The organism is Saccharopolyspora tripterygii (genome assembly GCF_054778355.1).
In genome coordinates this window covers 588,197-608,457 of record NZ_BAAGZP010000008.1, presented here as the reverse complement: position 1 = coordinate 608,457, position 20,261 = coordinate 588,197, and the positions used below count along the sequence as shown (strand labels likewise).

The following is a 20,261-nucleotide window of genomic DNA, read 5'->3' as shown; positions in this document are numbered from 1 at the left end:
GCACCGGACTCCGCAGCAGCAGGTTCCGTCGCCGCAGGCAATTCCGCAGCCGCCGATCCCGCCGCAGCCGGTTCCGTCGCAGCAGCGCCACCGGATGCGGCCGGATCACCGGAGTCAGCCGCAGCACCACCGGCTCCCGCCGAGACTCCCGAGCTCACACCCCCTTCAGCTGAGGCGGGAGCGGCAGAAGTGACGGGAGTTCCCGCCGAGCCCGAGATCCGCGGCTCCCAGCGACCCGGTTCGCGGGTGGGGACTCCGGCCATGTCGTCGCAGAGCCGGGTGAAGGCCATGTAGTAGTCCGCGATGGATTCCAGGAGTTCGCGGGCCGGTTCGTCGAGGTCCGCCAACAACTTCCGGGCGCGAGCCGGATCAGCCGCGACCACGGCGGCCTTGACATCGTCGGCCGTCTTCGCGACGAGCTCGTTGAGCCGTCCTCGCTGCGCACCGATGCCCTCGGCCGCGTGCTCCAGCGCTTCGGCAAGTGCGGCCATCGAGTCGACGAGGTCCTTGCCCGCCAGCCCAGCACCGCGGATGTGCGAGACGAAGGCCTCCGCGTCGGCGCCCTGCCACGCCGTGTCGATGCCGCCCAGCTTGCCGTCCACATCACCCGAGGACTGCTCGACGGTCTCGGCGGCCTCGCGCCACACCCGGGCCGCCGCGCGGAATTGCTCCGGGTCACCCACCAGGTCGGCGAGATCACCGGGCAGGAAGTGCGGGACGTCGAGCTCCCCGGCGATGTCCGCGAGGTAGTGGTGATGCTCGGTCGACATCGTCAGGCCTCCTGTCTACGCAGGTCAACGGCACTGTCGTCGTCGCCGACGGAGTGGTGGTCGACCACCTCGCGCAGCTCATCACCTGCGCTGGTCAAGGTTTCGGCCGCCTTGCGGTGCCGTTCGAGCAGCTGCTCGCACAGCTGTCGGTAGGAATCGGGCGCACCCGATTCCCGGCCGATCTCGCCGAAGGACTCGGCGGTGATCTCCGCCTCCGCCAGCTTCGCCCTGCCGGTGGTGATGTCCTCACCGGCCTCGCGCACCTGTCGCGCGTGGGTCGCCAGCCAGTCGATGTCGATCCTGATCCCCGACATCGGCCCCACCTCCAAGATCGGTTCTCGCTTCAAAGACAAACCGCCCGCAGCTCACCGTGGCTGCGGGCGGTTTGCTCGTTCCTCAGACGTTGGAGACCGGCGGTTCGGTTCCCGGGCGGGGCGGCGGGTTCGCTCCGAACCGCCGCTCCACCCGCGCGGCTCACCCTCCGGCGGCCCCTCCGGCCTGCGGCTTCGGAGCCGGGCGGTTCACGCCCGGTCCGACCGGCACCGAGTCGTAGGTGGCGCTGGCGGCCGCCGGGTCCAGGAAGTCGCCGCGCGGAAGCGTCCGCATCAGCCACGACGGACCGGCCTTGAGGTCACCAGCACCCTTGGCCACGCCGAGGCCCTGGGCCGTGGCGAGGTCCTTGATGCCGTACTGCACGCCCTGATCGGACACGAGGAAGATCGGGCCGCTCTCGGCACCCGCCTCGTTGGACGTGCCGCGCACCACGGCGGACTTGCCCGCGGCACCGTAGTAGTAGTCGACCTTCGGGCCCGAACCGTCGAACTGCGCCAGCTTCACAGCCGGCTTCACGGCCGGGGTGCCCTTGTTCAAGGTCATCGTGATGATCTGCGAGCCACCGACGTTCTTCCAGCTCAGGCACGACGTGTCGCTCCGCTGGAAGGAAACCGGCTTCGGCACCGACATCGGGAAGTGGTCGAGGTTGAGCGGGTTGTCCGACTCATCGGCGGTCGTGATCGCACCGGTGAGGTTCGGAACCTCGCGACTGGTGGACTTCCCGGCGTGCAGCACGGCGGCCGCACCCTGCGCGGTCAGCGTCTGCTTGCCGTCCTGCAGCAGCAGGAAGTACTGCTCCGGCTCGCCGGGAACGCTGCGCTTGACCACGTCACCGACCTTGTAGCGGTTCAAGTAGGACGCCGTCGCTCCCTCGTTGGGAATCTCCGGGACCTGCAGATCCGGCACGGTCGGAATCGCGTTGAGCATGTTGGTGCTGATGGTGCGCGGGGTCACGCCGTTGAGGCCGAACACGTCTCGGACGACCGTCTCGCTCTTGCCGACCTTCGCCTTCACCGCGCGCGTATTGGGCTCGTTCGTCCGCTGAGCCCGGTAGACGAGGTACTCGTCGCCCGAGCTCTGGTCCTTGACGAACAGCGACTGGTCCGGGGCCATCTCCACGCCGTGGTGCCCGTCGCCGCCGATCACGGTCGTCTCGACCTTCGTGGCGGCCTCAACCCGGGACGAGCTGAGGTTGCCCTGGACCTGGCCGACGTCGCAGACGGCCCACGACGGCTCCGCCGGGTTGTCCGCGCTCGGCACGTAGGTCGGCGCGTTGACCATGCCGGTCAACGGGCCGCGCGCGAAGTCGGCGAGCGCCGCTTCCTTTACCGTGGTCGTCGGCACCGCACCGCTGCCCTGCTTGCCTCCCTGCTGCATGACGAGCAGCTTCGCCGAGGCCATGTTGAGCATCGGGATGAGCCGCTTCTGCGCCTTGTCGTCGGAGGTGACGACGAAAACGCTGCCGCTCTCCTTCGCGACGACGATGTTCCCGGGTTCGGGAACCGTGCCCTTGCCGCCGAACAGGCCCCATACGAGGAACCCGATGATGCCGACGGCAGCGAGCACCGCGCCCGCGACCGTGGCCCGCTTGTGCGAGCCCATCGGGTCGTGGAGCATCACCGCGTCTTTTCGCACCAGCGCCGACTCCATGCGGCGAAGCACGAACCGGTAGGCCTGAACCTGTGACTTCGTTGTGGGTGTTGATGCCATTCTTCGCCTACAGCTCTCCCGTCCGAGGTACGGTTTCGCAGGATAGTCGCTGAGATATACCGAATGGGTGCGGTTCGGCGGACTCCGTCAGTATTCTCTGCACGCGGCTCAACTCCGACGAACGCGTCCGCCGCACCTACCTGCGAGGGGGAGAGACCGAACGGATGTCCGTGCCCACACAACATCCGGCCCAGCCGAAGGCTCCCGGGCCAGCCAACCCGCCCCGCGCCCGCATCCGCGCGCGCCGTCGGCGGATCAACGGCGTGACGCTCGCCGGGATCCCGGCCGCCAACATCGTGCTGATCGAAGTCGGCCTGGGAATCGGCGCCGGCGTCTTCTTGATCAACCCGCGCGACCCGGTCATGTGGTCCATCGCGGGCGGAATCGCGTTGCTGGCCCTGATCATCGCTCTTCTTCGGCGTCGTGGCCGCTGGTTCACGCAGTGGTTCGGGCAGGTGCTCGAATACCGCGGCCGCAACCACACCCGCGTGTCCCAACCGGCCAACGTCGACATCGCCGAGCCGGCTGAGGACAAGGACGGCGACGGGATCATCGGCCCGGACGAGAACCACCGGGTCGCCCTGCTGCGCCTGGTCGTCGACGACCTGGTGATCGCCCGCACCCAGGACCACGACCGGAACCCGGTCGGAATGTCCTGGCACAACGGCAAGTGGACCGCGGTGCTGATGGTCGAGCCGACCCCCTCGCTGCTCAACCCCGTGGACAACGCGCCGAACCTGCCGCTGGGCGCCATCGTTCCGTGCCTGGAGGACCGCGGTGTGGTTCTCGACGCGGTCCAGGTCATCTGGCACTGCTACCCGGGAAGCGCCGCCCTGCCGTCGAACTCGCCCGCGCTGAACTCCTACCTCGAGGTGCTGGGCCGGCTTCCCGCCGCAGCCCGCCGCACCACCTGGATCGCAGTGCGGCTCGACCCGCAGCGGTGCGCCAAGGCCATCGGTGAGCGCGGCGGCGGCGTGCTCGGCGCGCAGCGCGCGCTGATCGGCGCCCTGTCCCGCGTGCGCTCCTCCCTGGAACAGCAGGGGATTCCGACCCGCCCGCTGGACCCCGACGAGCTGCTGCAGGCCGGCATCTCCTCGGCCGAGCTGCACAGCGTGCTCGGATCGCAGCGGCCCGTCGGCCTCAAGGAGCGCTGGGACGGCGTGACCGCCGGTGGCGTCGGCCACTCCAGCTACGCCATCACCTCCTGGCCGAACCAGATGAACGACAGCCTCAACGCCCTCACCGGCATCCGCGCGCTGTCCACCAGCATCGCCCTGTCGGTCTCGCCGGTCGGCGAGGAGGACGAGGTCGGGCTCCGCGGTCTGGTGCGCGTCTCGGCGCGCACGCCCGCCGAGCTGGACACCGCCGACGCCCGCCTGAAGGCGATCAGCAACCGACTCGGGATGACCCTCACGCCGCTGCGCGGTTCGCAGCTGGCCGGCTACGCAGCGACGCTGCCGCTCGGAGGTGCGGCATGAGCCGAAGCAGGACGATCGACGTTCCCGGAAGCCAGGGCGTCGCACCGGAATTCCTCGTCACACCGGACACCCTCGACGCGATCAGCCCGTCCGGCGACCGCGGCGGCGTGATCATCGGATCGGACCCGCAGGGTGAGGCCCAGGCGGCCTCCATCCTCCGGTCGATGCCGACCCGCATGGTCACCGTCGGCGGCCTGTACCTGGCCCGCCAGCTCGCGCTGCGCGCGATGGCGACCGGCGCGTGGGTGATCGTGGCCACAGGACGCCCGGCCGCGTGGAAGATGCTGGAACGCGCCGCGGGTGAAACCCCGGACGGCAAGCCGGTTCCGCTGGTGCAGATCCGCCGGCTCGCCCCGTTCGACCTGCCGCGGTCCTCGGAGGACACCCCGCTGCTGGTCATCCACGACGGCGGCGCCGTTCCGCAGGAGCTGTTCCCGCCGCGCGCACCGTGGCAGACGACCATGTACGTGCTGCCGTACCTGCACCCGCAGGTCAGCAGCGGTACGGCGGCCAACACCGCCGACCTGGTCCTGTTGCAGCGCCTGCCGCTCAACCAGGCCCAGCTCGCTCAGCGGATCTGGAGCCTGCGCAACCACCAGGTGCAGCCGCTCACCCAGCTCCAGGACGACCAGCTCATCGCGCTGGGCAACATGACCTGGACGATGATCCGGCTGGTGACCAACCAGAAGGAGAAGGAGATCCTCGGCCCCATCCGCCGAGGCGACTGACCTCCGCCCGACCGACAAAGGAGCCCCCGGCACCCCGGGGGCTCTTTTGCGTCAATTTCTTAAGTATTTGATCCTCACCCGGGTGACGCTCAAATACTTAAGAAATTGGGAACCTCACCCGGGGGGGTTTCGGCAGTTATCCACAATTGCCTGGTTCGTCCACAGATTTGAGAATGCGCTTGGCATCGGGGGCTCGTGTCGGCAGCTTGGCCTGCATGAACCCCTCGTACGGCGTCTTCGACGTGCCGCTTTTCACCCGGCATGAAGCAAACGAAGCCGGTTACCACGACTACCAACTGCCCATTTTCTTCACCCGAGTGCTGCACGGTCACTACACGAGCAAACAGACCAAAGTCACCCACGCACTCCGGTGCCGGGCAGCGGCGAGGACGTTGCCCGGTGACTCGGTCATCACCGGTCGCTCGGCGGCGACGCTCCTCGGCCTCGAACTCGCCGGCGTCAACGACCCCGTCGAGGTACTCGTGAAACGACCCACCCACGGCAACCGGCGCGTCGGCATCCGCTCCTGGGTACGCGCGTTCAAGGACGGCGAGCACGTTCCCTGGGGGGAGATCAACGTGGCACTCCCGAACAGAATCGGTTTCGACCTGCTCTCGAGGAACACGATCCGGTTCGGAGTCGCCAACTGCGATGCCCTGCTGCGGTCAGGATTGACGGACGAGGACGCCCTGCGGGAATTCATCTCCGAGCACCGCTACTACGGTTGGAAGAAGGCTTGGCGCGCACTGGATCTCACCGATCCGCGATCAGAGTCCATCCCCGAATCAGTCCTCCGAGTCAACCTGGTCCAGGCGAAGCTCTATCCCACGCCCCAGGTCGAGGTGTACGCCGCCAACGGCATCTTCGTCGGCCGCCTCGACCTCGCTTTCGAGGAAGAACGCGTCGCCGTCGAGTACGACGGTGCGTGGCACGGATCCCCGGAGCAGCAGCGGCGCGACCTCGCCCGCCGCCAGCGCCTTCGAGAATGCGGATGGACCGTCATCGTGGTCACCTCGGACGAGCTCTACAACTCACCCGACAAGGTCGTGGCGAGGGTCCGGTCTGCCCTCCGCGGCACCGCGTGACCGGCCGACGCCAATTTCTTAAGTATTTGGGTGCCACCCGGGTGACGTTCAAATACTTAAGAAATTGGCTCCCTGGTCAGGGGAGGGTGCGGGTGGCTCTGGTTTGGTTCTTCCTGGTGGCGAGGTCCTTGTTCGCGGGGTAGTCGATCGCGCGGAGGGTGAGACCGTGGGGTGGGGCGACCGCTGTGGTGCGGGTCTGGGCCGCCAGCAGGTCCGCCGGGTGGGACTCGGCGCGGCGGCCATCGCCGGTCATCAGGAGCGTGCCGACGAGGCTGCGGACCATGGAGTGGCAGAAGGCGTCGGCCGAGACGTCGGCGACGATGAGGTTGTCCTCCGCGCGGGTCCACGTGAAGCGCTGGAGCTCGCGGATCGTCGTCGCGCCCTCCCGCGGCTTGCAGTAGGCCGCGAAGTCGTTGAGGCCCAGCAGTTCCCGCGACGCCTCGTTGAGGGCGTCCACGTCGAGCGGGCGGTTCCAGGCCAGGGTGTCCTTGCGCCGCAGCGGGTCGGCGCCCCAGGGAGCGTCTGAGACCTGGTAGCGGTAGTGCCTGCGCAGAGCCGAGAAGCGGGCGTCGAACTCCGGCGGCACCGCCTCGGCGCTGAGGATCCGCACGTCCGGCGGGAGGATCCGGTTCCACCGGTGCACCATGCGCGTCAGGTCCGGGATCCCCCGCGAATCGACCGAGAGCCTGCCGGGCGCCTCGGGATCCAGCGGGACCACGTCGAGGTGCAGCACCTGTCCGGTCGCGTGCACGCCCGTGTCGGTGCGGCCCGCGACCACGACCGACTTGGGCACCTCGCGGCCCGGGGGCTGCTTGGCGAGCGCGTCCTCCACCAGCCCCTGCACGGTGCGCAGACCCGGCTGCTTGGCCCAGCCCTTGAAATCCGTGCCGTCGTAGGACAAGTCGAGGCGCACGCGAACGAGCCCGCCATCCCCAGCGGGAACAGCGGGCTCGTTCACAGCATCACCGGCCAGAATCAGGACTCGTCCTTCTTCTCGGCGGCGGTGTCGTCAGTGGTCTCCACCTGGTCCTCAGCGGACTCGGTGGCGGCCACGGTCTCTTCAGCCTTGGCCTCCTCGGCCTTCGGCTCGTCAGCGGCGAACTTCGTGCCGCGGGCGGCCTCGGCCTCGGCAGTGGCGGTCTTCTCCGCCACCAGGGCGATCACGGCCATCTTCGCGTTGTCACCCTTGCGCGGCATCGTCTTGATGATGCGGGTGTAACCGCCGTTGCGGTCAGCGAAGAAGGGACCGATCTCGGCGAAGAGCTTGTGCACGACGTCCTTGTCGCGGATGGTCTTCATGACCTCGCGACGGTTGTGCAGGTCGCCCTTCTTGGCCTTGGTGATCAGCCGCTCGGCGATCGGCCGCAGCCGCTTCGCCTTCGCCTCGGTGGTGGTGATCCGACCGTGCTCGAACAGCGAGGTGGCCAGGTTGGCCAGGATGAGCCGTTCGTGCGACGGGGACCCGCCGAGACGCGGACCCTTGGTCGGGGTGGGCATCGGGTTGCTCCTCTCGAGGGCGCGCGGGTGAACCCCGGACGCGCAACACAGCTACAGCTGCTCTGTCTCCGCGTAGTCCTGACCGTCGTCGTAGCCGTTGTCCTCGACGGGACCCGCCGAGCCGACGATGACCTCGTCCTCGGCGGTCCAGCTCTCCGCGGGGTACTCGGCCGCGGCTGCGGACGGGTCGAACCCGGGCGGGCTGTCCTTGAGGGCCAAGCCCAGACCGGCCAGCTTCATCTTGACCTCGTCGATGGACTTCGCACCGAAGTTGCGAATGTCCAGCAGGTCGGCCTCGCTGCGCGAAACCAGCTCGCCGACGGTGTGGATGCCCTCCCGCTTGAGGCAGTTGTAAGAGCGAACCGTCAGGTCCAGGTCCTCGATCGGCATCGCGTAGGCCGCGATGGTGTCGGCCTCCGCCGGCGACGGGCCGATCTCGATGCCCTCGGCATCGATGTTGAGCTCGCGAGCGAGCCCGAACAGCTCGACGAGAGTGCGACCGGCCGACGCCACCGCATCGCGGGGCGTGATGGACGGCTTGCTCTCGACGTCGAGGATCAGCTTGTCGAAGTCGGTGCGCTGCTCGACACGAGTGGCCTCGACCTTGTAGGTCACCTTCAGAACCGGCGAGTAGATCGAGTCGACCGGGATCCGGCCGATCTCAGCACCGGTCTGCTTGTTCTGCATCGCGGGAACGTAGCCACGACCACGCTCGACGACGAGCTCGATCTCCAGCTTGCCCTTCGCGTTCAGCGTGGCGATGTGGAGCTCGGGGTTGTGCACGGTGACACCGGCCGGCGGGACGATGTCCGCGGCGGTGACCGCACCCGGGCCCTGCTTGCGCAGGTACATGGTGACCGGCTCGTCCTCCTCGGAGGAGACGACGAGCTCCTTGATGTTCAGGATGACGTCGGTGACGTCTTCCTTCACACCCGGGATGGTGGTGAACTCGTGCAGCACACCGTCGATGCGCAGGCTGGTGACCGCCGCCCCCGGGATGGAGGAGAGCAGCGTACGACGCAGCGAGTTGCCCAGGGTGTAACCGAAGCCCGGCTCCAGCGGCTCGATGACGAACCGGGAACGGGTCTCCGACACGGCCTCTTCGGACAGTGTGGGTCGCTGGGAGATGAGCACTTCGTATTCCTTTCCTCACGGCGCCCGCTATTTGACGCCGATGGAACGGCATGCCCGCGAGAAGATCGCGGGCCGGCGGCGGATTCCTGCACCGCCACCGCTGGCTGCGGCCGCCGACGACCTCGCGAGGAGGCCGTCGGCGGGACGCGTCACTTCGAGTAGAGCTCGACGATGAGCTGCTCGGTGACCGGGGTGTCGATCTGCGCGCGCTCCGGGCGCTGGTGCACCAGGATGCGCAGGTTCGAGGGCACGACCTGGAGCCATGCCGGAACCGGGCGCTCGCCGAAGGTTTCCTTGGCGATCAGGAACGGCGTGGTGCCCAGAGCCTTCGGCTTCACGTCGATGATGTCCCACTTCGAGACCTGGAAGCTGGGGACGTCGACCTTCTTGCCGTTGACCAGCAGGTGACCGTGGCTGACGAGCTGCCGCGCCATCCGGCGGGTGCGGGCCAGGCCAGCGCGGTACACCACGTTGTCCAGCCGGCATTCCAGCAGCTGCAGCAGGTTGTCACCCGTCTTGCCGGAGCGACGGTTGGCTTCCTCGTAGTAGTTCGAGAACTGCCGCTCGAGCACGCCGTAGGTGAACTTCGCCTTCTGCTTCTCCTGGAGCTGCAGCAGGTACTCGGTTTCCTTGATGCGCGCGCGACCGTGCTGCCCCGGCGGGTACGGACGACGCTCAAACGCCTGGTCTCCGCCGACAAGGTCAACCTTGAGACGACGGGACTTGCGGGTCGCGGGACCGGTGTAACGAGCCATTGGTGATCCTTACTCCTTTCCCGCGGCTCAGACCCGACGACGCTTCGGCGGGCGGCAGCCGTTGTGCGGCTGCGGGGTCACGTCTTGGATGGTGCCCACCTCGAGGCCTGCGGCCTGCAGCGAGCGGATCGCCGTCTCGCGGCCCGAACCCGGACCCTTGACGAAGACGTCGACCTTCTTCATGCCGTGCTCGGCGGCCTTGCGGGCCGCGTTCTCGGCGGCCATCTGCGCGGCGAACGGGGTGGACTTGCGAGAGCCCTTGAACCCGACGTGGCCGGCCGATGCCCAGCTGATCACCGCACCGGTGGGGTCGGTGATCGAAACGATCGTGTTGTTGAACGTGCTCTTGATGTGAGCCTGCCCGTGGGCAACGTTCTTCTTCTCCTTGCGCCGCACCTTCTTGACGGCGCCAGCGCGAGCCTTGGGTGGCATAGCTTTAGCTTTCTCCTAGCGAGGCTTACTTCTTCCCGGCCTTCTTCTTGCCGGCGACCGTCTTCTTCGGCCCCTTGCGGGTACGCGCGTTGGTCTTCGTCCGCTGCCCGTTGAGGGGCAGGTGACGACGGTGACGCACACCCTCGTAGCAGCCGATCTCGATCTTCCGGCGGATGTCGGCCTGGACCTCGCGTCGGAGGTCACCCTCGACCCGGTAGTTCTCCTCGATGAAGTCGCGCAGCTTGGTCAGCTGATCGTCGTCGAGGTCACGAGGCTTCGCGTCGGGCGAGACACCGGTACCGGAGAGAATCTCCTTGGCCCGGGTCTTGCCGACTCCGAAGATGTAGGTGAGCGCGATCTCCATGCGCTTCTCGCGCGGGAGATCGACACCAACGAGCCGTGCCATGTCGGCTCCTTCTCCTTTGTCAGTCCAGGTCTGCTCCCTCGCCGCCCCCGCACATTGGGTGCGGAGCCCCGGCCTGGTCCGGAGGTCAGCCGGCTCAACTCACGAGCCGACAGGTCGAGGGAGTTCTTCTCGATGTCGTCTGCGACCGAAGTGGTCTGCGATCAGCCCTGACGCTGCTTGTGTCGGGCGTTGTCGCAAATCACCAGGACTCGTCCGTGACGACGGATGACCTGGCACTTGTCACAGATCTTCTTCACACTCGGCTGGACCTTCACGGTCGTGCTCTCCTGTTGGACGCGTGTCCGGGTCGCCCCGAACACCGTGGAGGTCACTTGTAGCGGTAGACGATGCGCCCACGGGAGAGGTCGTAAGGCGAGAGCTCCACCACAACCCGGTCCTCGGGGAGGATTCGGATGTAGTGCTGGCGCATCTTGCCACTGATGTGCGCGAGGACCTTGTGGCCGTTTTCCAACTCGACACGGAACATCGCGTTGGGAAGCGGCTCGATCACCCGACCCTCGACCTCAATGGCCCCGTCCTTCTTGCCCATGTCCTCCGCGTTTCGTGACGGTGACGGATTGCGGGGCCGAAGCCCCTGCCACACGTGCCGGAGGCCCCGACACGCATGACCGACACACGCGGGATCCGATTCGAAATACCGATGAACACCCGATCCGGATACTCTGTGAAAAGAGTCGCGCGGACGGACACCCGAGCACAACGAACCGGCGCCACTCGTGCGCCGATAGTCCATCGTACGCGCAGCCGGATGAGCACCACACATCGGGGCTGCTCACACCGCGTTCAGCGTCACTGGAGGCTTGCGCTGATCTTCGCGCGCTCACTACTTTCGACCACATACTCGACTCGACACCGGCGTCGAGGCGCGCCCACCCCGGAAACCCGAGGAGCAGCGTGACAGCGCAGCAGCAGCCCACCGGCCGCCCGGTGCAGGCGTTGACCGGCAAGCTCTCCGAATACCGGACCTTCTTCCAGACCGCGATGCACAACCCGCGCATGGTCGGCGCCGCCACACCGACCTCGTCCGCCGTGGCAGCCACCATCGCGCAGGTCGTGCCCACCAACGGCACCCCGACCGTGGTCGAGCTCGGCCCCGGCACCGGATCGCTGTCCGAGGGCATCCACGCCCGCCTGCCCAGCGGCGCCCGCCACCTCGGCATCGAGCTCGGTGCGGACCTGGTCGCACACCTGCGCGAGCACAAGCCGTGGCTGGACGTCGTCCACGGCGACGCCGGCGACCTCATCTCCGTGCTCGCCGAGCGCGGGATCGACCAGGTCGACGCGGTCGTCAGCAGCATCCCGTGGTCGCTGCTGGACGACGAGCTCCAGGGCCACATCCTCGGCCAGGCCGCCAAGGCCCTCACGCCCCACGGCGCGTTCACCGCCCTCACGTACCTGCCCGCGGAGCGCACCCGCAACGCGCGCCGCTTCCGCGAGCGGCTGCACGAGACCTTCGACGAGGTCCTCACCCACACGACCTGGCGGAACTTCCCGCCGATCCTGCACTACATCTGCCGCCGCCCCCTGGTCTGAGCACCTCGCCAAACGGGTACATCAGGCAAAAGCCCGGGATCGGTCGATGTCGAACGCCGATTGCGGACCGGTTACGGTCGGGCGGCGTCAAACCCGGGGAGGGGCAGGAGAGTCGTGAACAGATCACGCGAGTACCTGATGTTCGTGGGACGTGCCGTCCAGAACCCGTCCAAGGTGGGCGCAGTGCTGCCGACCTCGGAGCACGTGGCCCGCGCGGTCGCCGACGTGGTGCCCAGCGGCGGTCCCAGCACCGTGCTGGAGCTCGGCCCCGGCACCGGCGCGCTCAGCGAACCGATCCGGCAGCGCGTCGCACCGGGATCCCGTCACCTGGCCGTGGAGATCGACCCGGAGCTGGTGCGCTTCCTCAACCGCACCAAGCCGTGGCTGGAGGTGATCCACGGAGACGCTTCCGACCTGCGCAAACTGCTGGCCGAAGCCGACGTGGACCAGGTCGACGCGGTGATCAGCTCGATCCCGTGGACCCTGCTGCCGGGTGACAAGCAGCGGGAGCTCCTGCGCGAAGCGGCCTCGGTGATGAGCCACGACGGGGTGTTCACCACGGTCACCTACCTGACAACCCTGTGGCGGGCGCAGACCAAGGAGTTCATCGACGCCCTCGACGCGACGTTCGACGAGGTGTTCCCCCGCAGCGCCGTCTGGCGCAACGTGCCCCCGGCTCGCGTCTACGCCTGCCGCCGCCCGAAGGCCTGACCGGAGCTGAAGCGGAGAGGGCCTTGATGACCTGCTGATTCGCCGGTCAGGCGTCGTCCGCGGCGGTGAGGACCCACGGGCCCTCCTCGGTGATGGCCACCGTGTGCTCCCAGTGCGCCGCGCGGGAACCGTCGGCGGTGACGACGGTCCAGGCGTCGTCGAGCTCCTCGGTCTCCGCGGTGCCGCCGGTCAGCATCGGTTCCACCGCCAGCGCCATGCCCACCCGCAGCTTCGGCCCGCGACCGGGCTTGCCGAGGTTGGGCAGGAACGGCTCCATGTGCATCTGCGTGCCGATGCCGTGGCCGCCGTACTCGGCGATGATGCCGTAGTCGCGGCCGTCGGTGGCGGCGGCGGACAGCGCCGCGCCTTCCACCGCGTGCGAGATGTCGGTCAGGCGGTTGCCCGCGCGCACCTTCTCGATGCCGGCCCACATGGAGGCCTCGGTCGCTGCGGACAGCGCCCGGTCGGCCTCGCTGACCTCCCCGATGGCCAGCGTGACGGCGGAGTCGCCGTGCCAGCCGTCGAGGATCGCGCCGCAGTCGACCGACAGCAGATCGCCCTCGGCGAGGACCTCGCGCACAGATGGGATGCCGTGCACGACCTTCTCGTTCAGGGAAGCGCAGATCGAGGCGGGGAAGCCGTGGTAGCCCTTGAACGAGGGCACGGCGCCGGCTTCGCGGATGACCTGGTCGGCGACGGCGTCCAGCTCACCGGTGGTCGCTCCCGGCACGGCCTTCTCCCGGACGGCGGCCAGCGCACGCGCGACCACGAGCCCGGCGGCGCGCATCGCCTCGATCTCACCGCGCGACTTGAGCTCGATGCCCTTCCCCCGACGCAACAAGGCACTCACCTTCGAAGTATTGCTGGATGATGCCGGGTTTCGCCCGGCGAATGAAATGCAACGGCCGGCCACCATCGGTGACCGGCCGAGCGAACGCTCACTGGTGGCTGCGCAATGCTTCCAGCGCGCGACCGGTGATCTCCTCGACAGAACCCAAGGCGTCGATCTTGAGGACCTTCTCCTGGTAGTAGCCCAGGATGGGTTCGGTCTCCTCGTGGTACACCGCGAGGCGGCGGCGGATGACGTCCTCGGTGTCGTCGGAGCGGCCGCGCGCCAGCATGCGCTTGACCAGCTCCTCCTCCGGGACGTCGAACTGCACGACCGCGGTCAGCTCGAGGTGCTTCTCGCCGAGGATGCCGCTGAGCACCTCGGCCTGCGCGGTGTTGCGCGGGTAGCCGTCGAGCAGGAAGCCCTGAGCGGCGTCCTCGTCGCCGAGCCGGTCGCGCACCATCTCGTTGGTGACCTCGTCCGGCACCAGCTCACCGGCGTCCATGTAGCTCTTGGCCTTCTGGCCGAGCGGCGTGGAGTTGCCGATGTTCGCGCGGAACAGATCTCCGGTGGAGATGTGCGGCACACCGAGCTTCTCGCTGAGCACAGCCGCCTGGGTACCCTTACCGGCTCCAGGCGGGCCGACGAGAACCAATCGCACCAAGGGTCTGCCTCCGAATCCTCACCATCGCGCGCCAACTGCTGACGAGCTACGCTGCGCCGCCCCGTACAACGGCGCTGCGATCCCAACCACCCTACGCATGGACGAGGGGCGGGCGAACACGCCCATGCGGAACTCCTCGCAAGGGCAAGCACGCTGGTCCGGGCGTGTTCAGCACACGCCCGGACGCTCCATTTTACCGGAGGAAACCCTCGTACTTGCGCTGCGTGAGCTGGCTCTCGATCTGCTTCACCGTGTCCAGGCCGACGTTGACCATGATCAGCACCGCGGTGCCGCCGAACGGGAAGTTCTGGTTCTGGCCCTGACCACCGGTCAAGCCCAGGAAGAACATCGGCAGGATGGCCACGATGCCCAGGTACAGCGAGCCGGGCAGGGTGATGCGGGAGAGCACGAAGCTCAGGTACTCCGCGGTCGGGCGACCGGGTCGGATACCGGGGATGAAGCCGCCGAACTTCTTCATGTCGTCCGCCCGCTCTTCCGGGTTGAACGTGATCGACACGTAGAAGTAGGCGAAGAAGATGATCAGCAGCATGTACAGCAGGATGTGCACCCAGCTGGCCGGGTCGACGATGTAGGTCTGCAGGAAGCGAGACCACCAGCTGTCCTGGTTGCCCGCGAGCTGACCGATCAGCTGCGGCAGGTACAGCAGCGACGAACCGAAGATGACCGGGATGACACCCGCCTGGTTCACCTTCAGCGGCAGGTACGTCGACGTGCCGCCGTACATCCTGCGGCCGATCATGCGCTTGGCGTACTGCACCGGGATCCGGCGCTGCGCCTGCTCGACGAACACCACCGTGGCGATGATCGCGACCGCGAACAGGCAGACCATGGCGAAGACCAGGCCGCCGTGCGAGTTCAGGATGTTGCCGCCCTCGGCGGGGATCCGCGAAGCGATCGAGGTGAAGATCAGCAGCGACATGCCGTTGCCGATACCGCGCTCGGTGATCAGCTCGCCCATCCACATCAGGACGGCGGCACCGGCGGTCATGACGACCACGATGGTGATCAGGTTCAGCACGGAGTCGTCCGGGATCGGCGAGACCGAGCAGCCCTGGAACAGCTGGCCGCGCACCGCGAGCGCGACGATGCCGGTGCCCTGCAGGACCGCGAGCGCGATCGCGAGGTACCGGGTGTACTGCGTGAGCTTGGCCTGGCCGGACTGGCCTTCCTTCTTCAGCTGCTCGAAGCGCGGGATGACCACTTGCAGCAGCTGAACGATGATGCTGGCCGTGATGTAGGGCATGATGCCCAGCGACAGCACCGAGAGCTGCAGCAGCGCGCCGCCGCTGAAGAGGGTGAGCAGTGAGTAGACACTTTCTGAGCCGCTGCCTTGGATCTGCTCGATGCACTGCTGAATGTTGGGGTACGACACACCGGGCGACGGGATCGTCGCGCCGAGGCGGTACAGCACCACCATTCCCAGCGTGAACAGGATCTTGCGGCGCAGGTCCGGCGTTGCCAGAGCCGAGCGGAAGGCGCCGAGCACGCGAACCTCCTGTACGCGAACCGGTCGGAACCGGCCGGAAAACAAGCGGCCGGCTTCGCCAGCCGGCACGGCGGGAAACTCCATGGACAAGGCCGTGGTCACCCACGGCACTACCGCGCGACTTTAGCAGGCCGCGAGGCCGATACGGACAGCGACCGAACCCTCACGACGATCAACGTTTTGCAACATCATCAACGAGCAGCGGCAACCGCACCCGTTCGGGCGCGGTTGCCGTTATTCCCAGCGTGACCTGCGGTGTTCGGTAGTGGGGCGGGAAGTTTTCATGAGAACTTCCCACGACCCCCCTGATCAACCGCAGTTGGCCTGCTTCTCGTCCTCGGTCATCGCGCGGGTCGATTGGGTGATCGTTCCGCCCTGGTCGTCGGCCGGGCCGCTGGCCTCGAAGTCGTTGACGTACCAGATGTAGTGATCGTAGAACTTGTCCTCGAAGTGCAGCTCGTAAGTTCCCTTCGCCTTCTGCATCTTCGGACCGTGGTAGACCTGCCCGACCTCACCGGGACGCACCGTGATGAAGGTCGTCTGCGATTCGGTGTGCTCGGAGCGCCACTCGTGGCCGTAGGTCGCCTTGAAGGTCACCTTGAACACCTCGCCGAAGCTGGTGCTCATCGACAGGCCCACGCTGTTGCTCTCCGCGGTGCTGTCGGACCAGGCGACGCTCATCATCTGCTCCTTGTCGGTGCAGTTGAACACCGGAGCGCCGACCTCCTCGGAGGTGTTCTGGTAGTACTCCACCTCGCCCGAGGGGTGGAAGACGCAGCTGTCGGTGCCGTTGTCGCACTTCTCCAGCAGCTCGCGGACCGTGGGCTCCTCCGCCGCCGTGGCAGGCGGGGCCAGCAGCAGCGCCGCCCCGAGCACCGACGCGCAGCTCGCCGCGATGCGCTTGTTCATCGAGTTCCTCTCGATCGGCTTGCCGTCCCGCCGGGATCCGCCGGCGGTCACGGGCAGGCGTCCACTTCTTCCTGGGACATGTCGCGGGAGTGCTGGCTGACCGCGGTCGAGGAGTCCTCCGCGGGCCCGGTCGCCTCGAAGTCGTTGACGTACCAGATGTAGTGGTCGTGGAACTTGTCCTCGAAGTGCAGCTCGTAGGTGCCGCGCACCTTCTGCATCTGCGCGGCCCGCTCCACCCAGCCGACCTGGTGGGAACCGGTGTCGACGAAGGTCGACTGCGACTCGGTGTGCGATTCCTCCCAGGTGTGCTGGAAGGTCTGCTCGTAGCTGACGGCGAAGATCTTGCCGAAGCCCGCCTCCGTGGTCATCGACAGACCGACGCTGTTGCTCTGCGACGTCGTGTCGGACCAGGTGACGTTGTGCCGCTGGTCGTCCGGCGTGCAGTTGTAGACCGGATCGCCGACCTGCTTGGTGTCGGCGGTGAAGTACTCCGGCTCGCCCGCGGGGTGGAAGACGCAGCTGTCGGTGCCGTTGTCGCACTTCTCCAGCAGCTCGCGGACCGTCGGGTCCTCCGCCGCGTTGACGCCCCGGGCGTTGATGATGCCCGCGTCGTCGGCGTTGGCCGTGGCCGGGACGGCCAGCGCGCCGAGCACGCTCGCCGAGGCCACCAGGGTGCGGATCGTTCGTGCCTGCATCGCGAGATCCCCTCAGCTCAGACCGACGGACCGGGTGCGGTCGTTCATCATCGAACCGACGTCAGCGGTGTTCTCCTTGAACGGTCCGTCGCGCTCGCCACCCAGGTCGGGCTCCGGGTAGAGCCACACCCAGCACCCGCCCCACGGCTGCACCGAGGAGACGACGTCCTTCCAGTCGTCGGGCAGGTTGATCTGGAAGTTGACCACGCCGTCCTTCTCGCACATCCCCGAGCCGTAGACGGTGAAACTGCCTCCGCCGTAGTTGGGATCGACGAACAGCGTGGCCTGGATGACGTCTCCGCGGTCGTCCCTCGGACTCGCGGTGGCCTCGGCCAGCGTGGTGAAGCACCGGGTCTCACCGGTGCTGAAGTGATAGCTGCAGTGCTGTCCCGGCGGCGGTGCCGCTTGTCCCCCGGCCTGCGCGACCGCTGTTCCGGGGACAACCGCGGCCATCACCGCGACGACCATCAGGACGGCTCGCCGTCCCACCTGTCGTGGTCGCATATGCCGTCGCTCCTCCCTCGCTCTCCAGCGCCGTCCGGGTGAAACGGCGGTGGTCAAAGCTAGGGAGGCCGGTGACAGGGGCAACACCACCGAAGAGGCGCCGCGCGAACCCACCTTCGCTTGAAGCTCTTCGGTGGATCTTCTTCGGCTGAAGAGGTGGCCCGGCGTTCGAGCATGTCGCCGCGCGATGGTCGCGATCTGGCTAAGTGAACTGCCGAGGGTGATGCTGCGGACGCACAACGTATCGCGTCCGTGAAACTGTGGGAATCACCAAAATACAAGAGGACCCGCCATCCCGGTTGGATGGCGGGTCCTTCTCGTTGAGCTGGCTCAGCGCTCGAGCTTGGTGACCGAACCGCCGGCGGCGGTGATCTTCTCCTGAGCGCTGCCGGTGAAGGCGTGAGCGGTGACGTCGAGCTTGACGCCATCCAGGTCCCCGTCGCCGAGGATCTTCACCAGCTCGTTCTTCTTGACCAGGCCCTTGGCGACGAGCTCGTCGAAACCGACGGTGCCGCCCTCCGGGAACGCCTGGGCCAGCTTGCCGAGGTTCACACCCTGGTACTCGGTGCGGAAGCGGTTCTTGAAGCCGCGAAGCTTCGGGAGCCGCATGTGGATCGGCATCTGCCCACCCTCGAAACGAGGGGAGACGGTCTTGCGGGCCTTGGTGCCCTTGGTACCGCGGCCGGCGGTCTTGCCCTTGGAGCCCTCACCGCGGCCGACGCGGATCTTGTCGCGCTTGGCACCGGGAGCCGGACGCAGGTCGTGCAGTTTGATGACCATGTCAGTCGACCTCCTCGACCGTCACGAGGTGACGGACGGCATTGACCATGCCGCGCACGTTGGAGTCGTCCGGGCGAACCACGGACTGACGGATCTTGCGCAGGCCGAGGCTGCGCATGCTGTCGCGCTGGTTCTGCTTGGTGCCGACCAGCCCGCGCACCTGAGTGATCTTGAGCTGTGCCATGACGATCAGACCCCCTGCCCGGCGGCACGCGCACGCATGATGAACGCCGGAGCGACATCTTCCAGCGGCAGGCCACGGCGAGCCGCGACCTCCTCCGGACGCTGCAGCTGCCTGAGGGCGTCCACCGTGGCGTGCACGATGTTGATCGGGTTGTCCGAACCCAGCGACTTGCTCAGCACGTCGTGGATGCCGGCGCACTCCAGGACCGCGCGCACCGGGCCACCGGCGATGACACCGGTACCGGCGCTGGCCGGACGCAGGAGCACGACGCCCGCGGCGTCTTCGCCCTGCACGGGGTGCGTGATGGTGCCGCCGAGACGCGGGACGCGGAAGAAGTTCTTCTTCGCCTCCTCGACGCCCTTGGCGATGGCCGCGGGAACTTCCTTGGCCTTGCCGTAGCCGACACCGACCATCCCGTCGCCGTCGCCGACGACGACCAGCGCGGTGAAGCTGAAGCGCCGACCGCCCTTGACGACCTTCGCGACGCGGTTGATGGTCACGACACGTTCGAACTGCGGGGTCTTCTCTTGGGCCGCCCCGCCACGGCCGCCGTCGCGGCGGTCCCGGCGGTCCTTGCCGCCGGACTCCCCGCCGCCTTCACGCCGAGTGCGTCCAGGCATCAGGCGTCCCTTCCAGTCTCGTTCTTACGCACTTGTCAGAACTCCAGTCCGCCGTCACGGGCGGCGTCGGCCAGTGCGGCCACGCGACCGTGGTAGGCGTTGCCGCCGCGGTCGAACACGACCTTCTCGACACCGGCGTCCTTGGCACGGGCGGCCACGAGCTCGCCGACCTTGGTCGCCATGGCCTTCTTGTCGCCCTCGAAACCGCGGAGCTCGGACTCCAGGCTCGTGGCCGACGCGACCGTGACGCCCTTGGTGTCGTCGATGACCTGCGCGGTGATGTTGCGCAGAGACCGGGTGACGACCAGACGCGGGCGCTCGGCGGTGCCCAGGATCTTCTTCCGGAGGCGCGTGTGACGCTTGGCGCGGGAGAGCCGACGCTTGGTCGAGATGTCCTTGCCAACCGGCTTGCGCTTGGTAGCTGTCTCGCTCATGGTCACTTACCCGTCTTTCCGACCTTGCGGCGGATGGTCTCACCCGCGTACCGGACACCCTTGCCCTTGTACGGGTCGGGCTTGCGCAGCTTGCGGATACGAGCCGCGATCTCGCCGACCAGCTGCTTGTCGATGCCCTTGACCGAAAGCTTGGTCGGGCCGTCGACCGCGAACTGGATGCCGTCCGGCGGCTCGATCACGATGGGGTGCGAGTAGCCGAGGGAGAACTCGAGGTTCGATCCCTTCAGCAGCACGCGGTAACCGACGCCCTGGATTTCCAGATCCTTCTGGTATCCCTGGCTGACGCCGATCACCATGTTGTTGACGAGGGTCCGGGTCAGCCCGTGCAGCGACCGGCTCTCCCTCTCGTCGTCGGGGCGCTTGACCAGCACCGCACCATCCTCGTCGCGCTCGACGAGAATCGGCTCGCGGACCTGGTGTGCAAGTTCGCCCTTGGGGCCCTTCACGGTCACCGCCTGGCCGTCGATGTTCACCTCGACGCCGGAGGGGACGGTGATCGGCAGCTTTCCGATGCGCGACAT

The 20,261-nt window shown here is 67.5% G+C and carries 27 protein-coding genes; 5 read left to right on the top strand and 22 right to left on the bottom strand.

The window, feature by feature from the left end; all coding sequences use genetic code 11:
- The 3 genes from ACYVF3_RS08435 to eccB all read right to left on the bottom strand — a co-directional run.
- On the bottom strand, positions 1-770 hold a 770-nt coding region (locus ACYVF3_RS08435; protein ID WP_461153604.1), incomplete at its 3' end, for a WXG100 family type VII secretion target.
- 2 nt (positions 771-772) lie between these two features.
- Positions 773-1,084: a hypothetical protein gene (locus tag ACYVF3_RS08430; RefSeq protein ID WP_461153603.1), complete on the bottom strand. Its 312-nt coding sequence runs from the start codon at positions 1,082-1,084 to the stop codon at positions 773-775.
- Positions 1,085-1,244: 160 nt separating this feature from the next.
- Complete coding sequence (gene eccB, locus ACYVF3_RS08425) at positions 1,245-2,813, bottom strand: type VII secretion protein EccB (RefSeq protein WP_461153602.1); 1,569 nt, start codon at positions 2,811-2,813, stop codon at positions 1,245-1,247.
- A gap of 164 nt (positions 2,814-2,977) precedes the next feature.
- On the opposite strand from eccB, the gene eccE reads away from it, so the two are divergent.
- The 3 genes from eccE to ACYVF3_RS08410 all read left to right on the top strand — a co-directional run bounded on the left by eccE (position 2,978) and on the right by ACYVF3_RS08410 (position 6,104).
- Complete coding sequence (gene eccE / locus ACYVF3_RS08420) at positions 2,978-4,291, top strand: type VII secretion protein EccE (protein WP_461153601.1); 1,314 nt, start codon at positions 2,978-2,980, stop codon at positions 4,289-4,291.
- Complete coding sequence (locus ACYVF3_RS08415; RefSeq protein WP_461153600.1) at positions 4,288-5,019, top strand: hypothetical protein; 732 nt, start codon at positions 4,288-4,290, stop codon at positions 5,017-5,019. The genes eccE and ACYVF3_RS08415 overlap by 4 nt, the downstream gene beginning before the upstream one ends.
- Before the next feature lie 215 nt (positions 5,020-5,234).
- Entirely contained in the window at positions 5,235-6,104 is an 870-nt protein-coding gene (locus tag ACYVF3_RS08410) for an endonuclease domain-containing protein (RefSeq protein WP_461153599.1), read from the top strand.
- A gap of 76 nt (positions 6,105-6,180) precedes the next feature.
- Here ACYVF3_RS08410 and truA read toward each other — a convergent pair whose 3' ends face one another.
- The 8 genes from truA to infA form a co-directional block, all read right to left on the bottom strand.
- Positions 6,181-7,017 (bottom strand): tRNA pseudouridine(38-40) synthase TruA, encoded by an 837-nt coding sequence (gene truA / locus ACYVF3_RS08405; RefSeq protein WP_461153598.1) that lies wholly within the window; start codon positions 7,015-7,017, stop codon positions 6,181-6,183.
- Between the two features lie 62 nt (positions 7,018-7,079).
- The gene (rplQ, locus tag ACYVF3_RS08400; protein WP_461153597.1) at positions 7,080-7,601 is read right to left on the bottom strand and encodes a 50S ribosomal protein L17; all 522 of its coding nucleotides are present in this window, start codon (positions 7,599-7,601) and stop codon (positions 7,080-7,082) included.
- A gap of 51 nt (positions 7,602-7,652) precedes the next feature.
- Entirely contained in the window at positions 7,653-8,735 is a 1,083-nt protein-coding gene (locus tag ACYVF3_RS08395) for a DNA-directed RNA polymerase subunit alpha (RefSeq protein ID WP_461153596.1), read from the bottom strand.
- Between the two features lie 149 nt (positions 8,736-8,884).
- Positions 8,885-9,490: a 30S ribosomal protein S4 gene (rpsD, locus tag ACYVF3_RS08390; protein ID WP_461153595.1), complete on the bottom strand. Its 606-nt coding sequence runs from the start codon at positions 9,488-9,490 to the stop codon at positions 8,885-8,887.
- Between the two features lie 27 nt (positions 9,491-9,517).
- Complete coding sequence (rpsK, locus tag ACYVF3_RS08385) at positions 9,518-9,922, bottom strand: 30S ribosomal protein S11 (RefSeq protein ID WP_093414154.1); 405 nt, start codon at positions 9,920-9,922, stop codon at positions 9,518-9,520.
- Positions 9,923-9,947: 25 nt separating this feature from the next.
- Positions 9,948-10,328 (bottom strand): 30S ribosomal protein S13, encoded by a 381-nt coding sequence (gene rpsM / locus ACYVF3_RS08380; protein ID WP_461153594.1) that lies wholly within the window; start codon positions 10,326-10,328, stop codon positions 9,948-9,950.
- Positions 10,329-10,489: 161 nt separating this feature from the next.
- Positions 10,490-10,603: a 50S ribosomal protein L36 gene (gene rpmJ, locus ACYVF3_RS08375; protein ID WP_093414693.1), complete on the bottom strand. Its 114-nt coding sequence runs from the start codon at positions 10,601-10,603 to the stop codon at positions 10,490-10,492.
- 53 nt (positions 10,604-10,656) lie between these two features.
- Complete coding sequence (infA, locus tag ACYVF3_RS08370; protein WP_009948665.1) at positions 10,657-10,878, bottom strand: translation initiation factor IF-1; 222 nt, start codon at positions 10,876-10,878, stop codon at positions 10,657-10,659.
- Between the two features lie 365 nt (positions 10,879-11,243).
- Here infA and ACYVF3_RS08365 point away from each other — a divergent pair, with 365 nt between their 5' ends.
- On the top strand, positions 11,244-11,882 hold the full coding sequence (locus ACYVF3_RS08365; protein WP_461153593.1) for a class I SAM-dependent methyltransferase: 639 nt from the start codon (positions 11,244-11,246) through the stop codon (positions 11,880-11,882).
- Between the two features lie 114 nt (positions 11,883-11,996).
- Positions 11,997-12,593 carry a class I SAM-dependent methyltransferase gene (locus ACYVF3_RS08360; RefSeq protein WP_461153592.1) on the top strand — a complete coding sequence of 199 codons (597 nt, stop codon included), beginning with the start codon at positions 11,997-11,999 and terminating at the stop codon, positions 12,591-12,593.
- 46 nt (positions 12,594-12,639) lie between these two features.
- On the opposite strand, the gene map is transcribed toward ACYVF3_RS08360, so the two are convergent.
- The 11 genes from map to rplF all read right to left on the bottom strand — a co-directional run bounded on the left by map (position 12,640) and on the right by rplF (position 20,261).
- Complete coding sequence (gene map / locus ACYVF3_RS08355) at positions 12,640-13,434, bottom strand: type I methionyl aminopeptidase (RefSeq protein ID WP_461153591.1); 795 nt, start codon at positions 13,432-13,434, stop codon at positions 12,640-12,642.
- A 97-nt stretch (positions 13,435-13,531) separates the two neighbouring features.
- Positions 13,532-14,086: an adenylate kinase gene (locus ACYVF3_RS08350; protein ID WP_461153590.1), complete on the bottom strand. Its 555-nt coding sequence runs from the start codon at positions 14,084-14,086 to the stop codon at positions 13,532-13,534.
- A 193-nt stretch (positions 14,087-14,279) separates the two neighbouring features.
- On the bottom strand, positions 14,280-15,593 hold the full coding sequence (gene secY, locus ACYVF3_RS08345; protein WP_461153589.1) for a preprotein translocase subunit SecY: 1,314 nt from the start codon (positions 15,591-15,593) through the stop codon (positions 14,280-14,282).
- Between the two features lie 309 nt (positions 15,594-15,902).
- On the bottom strand, positions 15,903-16,502 hold the full coding sequence (locus ACYVF3_RS08340; protein ID WP_461153588.1) for a hypothetical protein: 600 nt from the start codon (positions 16,500-16,502) through the stop codon (positions 15,903-15,905).
- Between the two features lie 47 nt (positions 16,503-16,549).
- Positions 16,550-17,197, bottom strand: a complete 648-nt coding sequence (locus ACYVF3_RS08335) for a hypothetical protein (RefSeq protein WP_461153587.1) — start codon at positions 17,195-17,197, stop codon at positions 16,550-16,552.
- A gap of 12 nt (positions 17,198-17,209) precedes the next feature.
- Entirely contained in the window at positions 17,210-17,701 is a 492-nt protein-coding gene (locus ACYVF3_RS08330; protein ID WP_461153586.1) for a hypothetical protein, read from the bottom strand.
- Between the two features lie 330 nt (positions 17,702-18,031).
- Complete coding sequence (gene rplO / locus ACYVF3_RS08325) at positions 18,032-18,481, bottom strand: 50S ribosomal protein L15 (RefSeq protein WP_461153585.1); 450 nt, start codon at positions 18,479-18,481, stop codon at positions 18,032-18,034.
- 1 nt (position 18,482) lies between these two features.
- Positions 18,483-18,665: a 50S ribosomal protein L30 gene (gene rpmD / locus ACYVF3_RS08320; protein WP_145744551.1), complete on the bottom strand. Its 183-nt coding sequence runs from the start codon at positions 18,663-18,665 to the stop codon at positions 18,483-18,485.
- Between the two features lie 5 nt (positions 18,666-18,670).
- A complete protein-coding gene (gene rpsE, locus ACYVF3_RS08315; protein ID WP_145744553.1) occupies positions 18,671-19,285 on the bottom strand; it encodes a 30S ribosomal protein S5 in 615 nt (204 codons plus the stop codon).
- Between the two features lie 35 nt (positions 19,286-19,320).
- Complete coding sequence (rplR, locus tag ACYVF3_RS08310) at positions 19,321-19,719, bottom strand: 50S ribosomal protein L18 (RefSeq protein WP_461153584.1); 399 nt, start codon at positions 19,717-19,719, stop codon at positions 19,321-19,323.
- A gap of 2 nt (positions 19,720-19,721) precedes the next feature.
- Positions 19,722-20,261, bottom strand: a complete 540-nt coding sequence (gene rplF / locus ACYVF3_RS08305) for a 50S ribosomal protein L6 (RefSeq protein ID WP_461153583.1) — start codon at positions 20,259-20,261, stop codon at positions 19,722-19,724.

Coding starts and splice junctions, on each gene's coding strand:
- rpsE (WP_145744553.1), bottom strand. CDS start 19,285: ATGCCTGGACGCACTCGGCGTGAAGGCGGCGGGGAGTCCGGCGGCAAG.
- rplF (WP_461153583.1), bottom strand. CDS start 20,261: ATGTCGCGCATCGGAAAGCTGCCGATCACCGTCCCCTCCGGCGTCGAG.
- ACYVF3_RS08415 (WP_461153600.1), top strand. CDS start 4,288: ATGAGCCGAAGCAGGACGATCGACGTTCCCGGAAGCCAGGGCGTCGCA.
- rpsD (WP_461153595.1), bottom strand. CDS start 9,490: ATGGCTCGTTACACCGGTCCCGCGACCCGCAAGTCCCGTCGTCTCAAG.
- infA (WP_009948665.1), bottom strand. CDS start 10,878: ATGGGCAAGAAGGACGGGGCCATTGAGGTCGAGGGTCGGGTGATCGAG.
- ACYVF3_RS08340 (WP_461153588.1), bottom strand. CDS start 16,502: ATGAACAAGCGCATCGCGGCGAGCTGCGCGTCGGTGCTCGGGGCGGCG.
- ACYVF3_RS08430 (WP_461153603.1), bottom strand. CDS start 1,084: ATGTCGGGGATCAGGATCGACATCGACTGGCTGGCGACCCACGCGCGA.
- rplR (WP_461153584.1), bottom strand. CDS start 19,719: ATGAGCGAGACAGCTACCAAGCGCAAGCCGGTTGGCAAGGACATCTCG.
- eccE (WP_461153601.1), top strand. CDS start 2,978: ATGTCCGTGCCCACACAACATCCGGCCCAGCCGAAGGCTCCCGGGCCA.
- eccB (WP_461153602.1), bottom strand. CDS start 2,813: ATGGCATCAACACCCACAACGAAGTCACAGGTTCAGGCCTACCGGTTC.
- rpsK (WP_093414154.1), bottom strand. CDS start 9,922: ATGCCACCCAAGGCTCGCGCTGGCGCCGTCAAGAAGGTGCGGCGCAAG.
- rpmD (WP_145744551.1), bottom strand. CDS start 18,665: ATGGCACAGCTCAAGATCACTCAGGTGCGCGGGCTGGTCGGCACCAAG.
- ACYVF3_RS08330 (WP_461153586.1), bottom strand. CDS start 17,701: ATGCGACCACGACAGGTGGGACGGCGAGCCGTCCTGATGGTCGTCGCG.
- rpsM (WP_461153594.1), bottom strand. CDS start 10,328: ATGGCACGGCTCGTTGGTGTCGATCTCCCGCGCGAGAAGCGCATGGAG.
- ACYVF3_RS08410 (WP_461153599.1), top strand. CDS start 5,235: ATGAACCCCTCGTACGGCGTCTTCGACGTGCCGCTTTTCACCCGGCAT.
- rplQ (WP_461153597.1), bottom strand. CDS start 7,601: ATGCCCACCCCGACCAAGGGTCCGCGTCTCGGCGGGTCCCCGTCGCAC.
- ACYVF3_RS08335 (WP_461153587.1), bottom strand. CDS start 17,197: ATGCAGGCACGAACGATCCGCACCCTGGTGGCCTCGGCGAGCGTGCTC.
- rplO (WP_461153585.1), bottom strand. CDS start 18,481: ATGGTCATCAAACTGCACGACCTGCGTCCGGCTCCCGGTGCCAAGCGC.